Origin of the sequence: Actinomadura sp. 7K534, from assembly GCF_004348575.1 — a bacterium.
GTDB classification, from domain to species: Bacteria; Actinomycetota; Actinomycetes; order Streptosporangiales; family Streptosporangiaceae; genus Spirillospora; species Spirillospora livida.
In genome coordinates this window covers 1-4,478 of the sequence record NZ_SMKB01000380.1, presented here as the reverse complement: position 1 = coordinate 4,478, position 4,478 = coordinate 1, and the positions used below count along the sequence as shown (strand labels likewise).

At 73.2% G+C, this 4,478-nt stretch carries 4 protein-coding genes; 1 reads left to right on the top strand and 3 read right to left on the bottom strand.

From position 1 onward, the window contains the following. Window positions 1-432: 432 nt before the first annotated feature. The 3 genes from E1266_RS35885 to E1266_RS35875 are packed head-to-tail and all read right to left on the bottom strand — an operon-like array spanning window position 433 to window position 3,304. The gene (locus tag E1266_RS35885) at window positions 433-828 is read right to left on the bottom strand and encodes a hotdog fold domain-containing protein (protein WP_132054840.1); all 396 of its coding nucleotides are present in this window, start codon (window positions 826-828) and stop codon (window positions 433-435) included. Continuing rightward, window positions 825-1,688: an OAM dimerization domain-containing protein gene (locus E1266_RS35880; protein WP_132054838.1), complete on the bottom strand. Its 864-nt coding sequence runs from the start codon at window positions 1,686-1,688 to the stop codon at window positions 825-827. The genes E1266_RS35885 and E1266_RS35880 overlap by 4 nt, the downstream gene beginning before the upstream one ends. Then, window positions 1,685-3,304: a lysine 5,6-aminomutase subunit alpha gene (locus tag E1266_RS35875; protein WP_132054836.1), complete on the bottom strand. Its 1,620-nt coding sequence runs from the start codon at window positions 3,302-3,304 to the stop codon at window positions 1,685-1,687. The genes E1266_RS35880 and E1266_RS35875 overlap by 4 nt, the downstream gene beginning before the upstream one ends. 271 nt (window positions 3,305-3,575) lie before the next feature. Here E1266_RS35875 and E1266_RS35870 point away from each other — a divergent pair, with 271 nt between their 5' ends. After that, complete coding sequence (locus E1266_RS35870) at window positions 3,576-4,349, top strand: DUF4239 domain-containing protein (protein ID WP_132054834.1); 774 nt, start codon at window positions 3,576-3,578, stop codon at window positions 4,347-4,349. Window positions 4,350-4,478: the final 129 nt, after the last annotated feature.

Below are 4,478 nucleotides of genomic sequence, written 5' to 3'. Positions count from 1 at the left end.
GAGGGAGGGCGGGCACGCGGAAGAGGGCCCGCGACACCCGTCGGGCCGGAGACGTCCCACAGGCGGTGAGAACGAGGCTCCGTTTTCTACTGGATGCCGGGGCCCTTCCCGGGTCCAACCCCCCGCCCGATCGGGCGGCTCCGTCCGGGCACGGCTCCGGTCCACCACGCTGGTTCGGGCGGGCACGGCGGCGGTCACTCGCGTGATCCCCGTCCCCGTCGCGGCGCGGTGCCCGGCGGCGCCTCGGGCGGCCGATCGGTGAGTCCCGTGCTGGACTGCAGCAAAACTACCGGCTTCAGCCACCTTGTCAACCACGGCATGTTCTGCGATGACACCATGTCGTCCCAGGCCAGCGCCATGATCACCGGCCCGGCGTTTTCCCCGCGCAAGATCGGCGGTCATCCCGCGGCGATCACCGCGCGGCGGGCGGACTCAGGACCCGGGCGCGGTGACGACGACGGTCCCGGTCGCGGTGACCGCGACGACCGGTTCGGGCAGCACCTCGGCGGCGGACCCGCCCTTGTCCGGGCGGCCCCGGCACACCACGCGGGCTTCGAAGTCCATGACCCGGCTGCGGGTCCCGGCGCGGGTGAGGACGGCGGTGGTCTCCAGGACGTCCCCGGCCCGGACGGGGGCGCGGAACTGCACGTCGGAGTAGGACGCGAACAGCCCCTCGTCGCCGTCGGAGCGGATGCACAGCTCCGTGGCGGCGTCCCCGAACAGCCCGAGCACGTAGGCGCCGTCGACCAGGTCGCCCGCGTAGTGGGCGTGGGAGTAGGGGATGTAGCGGCGGTGCGTGACGGTCAGCCCCTCGCGCGGGTCGCTCATGGTGATTCGTCCTCCTGGTCGGCGGGGTCGGCGGGGTCTCCGGAGCCGGGGTCGGCGGGGAGCAGGGCGTGCACGAGGTAGCTGGCGACCTCGGCCGGGGTGGTGCCCTTGCCGAAGATGCGGTCGACGCCGAGATCGGCCTCGGCGACGGTGTCGAACCGGGGGCCGCCGACGACCAGCAGCGGCCGCCCCATGCCGCCGGCGACGGCGGTGGGGTACTCGGCGTGGAACGCGGCGGCCATCTGCTTGGTGTTGTGCAGGTGCGCGTTGCGCTGGGTGACGACCTGGGACACCAGGACGGCGTCGGCGTTCTCGGCCTTGGCGCGCTCGACCAGCTCGGGCACGGTGACCTGGGCGCCCATGTTGACCACGTGGATCTCGCGGTAGTACTCCAAACCCTTCTCCCCGGCGAACCCCTTGACGTTGAGGATCGCGTCGATGCCGACGGTGTGGGCGTCGGTGCCGATGCAGGCGCCGACGACCACCAGCCGCCGGTTCAGCGCGCGGCGGATCGCCAGGTTCACCTCCTGGGAGGTCAGCAGCGGGTACGCGCGCTCCTCGGGGGCGGGGATGGAGGCGTAGTCGACGAGGTGCCGGACCTTCCCGTAGACGATGAAGAAGGTGAAGTCGGGGCCCATCGGCTTGGCGTGCACGACGCTGGCGGGGTCCAGGCCCATCTTCCCGGCGAGCTGCAGCGCGGCGGCCTCGGCGCGTTTCCCGGCCGGGACGGGCAGGGTGAACGACATCTGCACCATGCCGTCGCCGGTGGTGTCGCCGTAGGGGCGGATCACCTGCCGGGTGTCGGCGGGCTCGGCCGGGGTGTCGGCCGGGGCCTGAGTCCCGGGGCTCTCGACCGTCATGCGGGCACCTCCTGCTCGGCCGCGCCGGCGGCGGCGTGCGGGTCCTCGGTGTCGAGGATCTCGATCGCGGGGTTGCAGTATCCGGGGGCGCGGGGGACGACGCCGTCCAGGCCCTTGCCGCCGTCGGGCGGGCGGCGGGTGACGCCGAAGGTGCCCTCGGCGATGGCGGTGAGCAGGCCGTCGTCGCTGACCCGCTCCAGCAGCTCCACCGACTCCGACAGCACCCGCTTGGCGCGCTGGACGAGCATGCCGTCGGGACGGGGCATGAAGTCCTCGGCGAGGTCGCCGCACGCGTCGCGGACGTAGCGGACGTTCTCCAGCGCCAGGTCGCGGTCCGACAGCCAGGGCGTGTGGATGCCCTCGGTCATCATCCCGATCAGGATGATCGACTGGCCCGTCATGACGCCCGCGAGGTTGAAGAAGGCGTCCAGCAGGTAGCCGGCGAAGATGTTGCCGGTCATGTGCTTGGTGGGCGGCATGTACTTCAGCGGCGCGTCGGGGAACAGCTCCCGGGCGAGCTGGGCGTGCGCGAGCTCCAGCCGGAACGACCCGGGCACGGCCGGGTCGATCTCGAAGGCGTGGCCGAGGCCGAGCTGGTGGTCGGCGAGGCCCGCCTCGTGCCCGAACCGCTCGTTCAGCAGCTGGCTGACGGTGACGGTGTGCGCGGCGTCGACCGCGTCGGCGGTGGTGAGGTAGTTGTCCTCGCCGGTGTTGATGACGATGCCGGCGCGGGCGTGGATCTGCCGGGAGAAGCGCTGGTCGATGAACGTGCGGCGGGGGTTGATGTCGCGGAAGATGATGCCGTACATGCAGTCGTTCAGCATCATGTCCAGGCGCTCCAGCCCGGCGAGCGTCGCGATCTCCGGCATGCACAGCCCGGAGGCGTAGTTCGTCAGCCGAACGTAGCGGCCCAGCTCGCGGGACACCTCGTCCAGCGCGGACCGCATCAGCCGGAAGTTCTCCCGCGTCGCGTACGTGCCCGCGTAGCCCTCGCGGGTGGCGCCCTCCGGGACGAAGTCCAGCAGCGACTGGCCGGTGGAGCGGATCACCGCGACGACGTCGGCGCCCTCGCGCGCGGCGGCCTGCGCCTGCGGGATGTCCTCGTAGATGTCGCCGGTCGCCACGATCAGGTAGACCAGCGGCTTGGGCGGGTCCGCCGCGTCCGGCGGCGGCAGCTCGCGCAGCAGCGCGTCGCGTTCGGCGCGGCGGCGGTCGATGCGGGAGATCCCGCCGCGGGCGGCCTCCCCCGCGGCCTTGCGGGCGAGCGCGGCGTCGGTGCCGGACGGGAGCCGGAACGCCGCGCGGCCCGCCGCGGCGGCCTGGGCGAGGTCGCCGAGGGAGCCGTGCGGCCCGTTGAGCAGGGCGTCCCAGACGGGCAGGGCCACGCCGTGCTCCAGCCCGACCTGGTCGCGGACGGCGTCGGCGAGGTGGTTGGCCCAGGGGCGCCCGCCGTCGTCGGCGCCGGTGAGCCCGGCCAGCCGCAGCAGGGCGCGCTCGACGGACACGGTGGTGTGGGAGCGCGCCATCTCGATGATGGGCTCGGCGGCCCGGGCGGCCAGCCGCCGGGCGGCGCGCACCACCTCGGGATCGAGGTCCAGCTTTCCCTGCGGCGCCATTGCCGTCTCCCCTCACGCGGCCGCCCACTCAGGCCGGTTCCATCAATCGTCCTTCATACCGGGTTCTCTACGGGAGATCTTCCGGCATGGACACCATATTTCACAAGAACTGGTAGCAGTCACCGCGGACTCTCCGCCGCGCACATGTTCACCTTCCCTGGCCGGGCGGTCACCTCACCTCCACGTGACAACCAAGCACAACCCGCCGGTAGCCACCGCAGGTAAATCTACAATCACCCACGGTGATGACACGTTGCTCCCCGGGAGGGACATGATCGTTTACTGTGCCGCCGCCGCGTGCGCGGTCGCCGTCGTGATCGTCGCGAGCCGGCTGGTCCGGCGCGTCCGCGGCACCATCGACGATCCCGACCCCGACGGCCCCACCGCCTCGCACAGCGGGGCGATGCTGTCGGCGCTGTTCCTGCTGGCGTTCGCCATCGCCATCGTCGTGCCGTGGACGACCGCGGACGCCGCGCGGGCCAATGCCTATGCCGAGACCCAGGCGATCACCGAGGCGTACTGGACGGCCGGGCGGCTGCCCGCGTCCGACGCCCGTTACGTCCAGGACGGGCTGCGCGAGTACGTCGAGCTGGTCCGCGGCCCCGAATGGCGGCTCATGCGCGACGGGCGGCGGCTCAGCCCGCGCGGCTGGCGGCAGCTGGACGACCTGCGCCGCCATGTCACCGCCGTCGACACCGGCGACGACGACGAACTCAAGGAGGCGCGCGGCACCCTGCTCGCCCACCTCGGCGAGATCTCCTCCGCCCGCCGCCAGCGCGCCAATGACGCCCGGACGACGCCGCCCGCCGGGCTGCTCGCCGTCACCGTCGGCACCGGCGCCGCCGTCGTGCTGCTGCCGTTCATGGCGGGCGCCCGCCCCCGCGGCATGACGCTGGTGCCGCTGGCCCTGATGGCCGGGCTGCTGGCCGCCGGGGCGTACCTGACCATCGACATCTCGCACGTGTTCAGCGGCGCCCTGGCCGTCGGCCCCGAGGCGTTCACCGCCGTGGACGGCGAGCTGCGGCGCATCGCGGGAGGCGGCTGATCGTGCGCCGCCTCGCCGTCCTGCCCGCCGCGCTCGCCGGCGCGCTCGCGTTCCCGCCCGGCGCGCTCGCCGACCCGCCCCCCGGCCCCCAGATCAGCCTGTGCATCGAGATCGGCATCGGCGTGGACC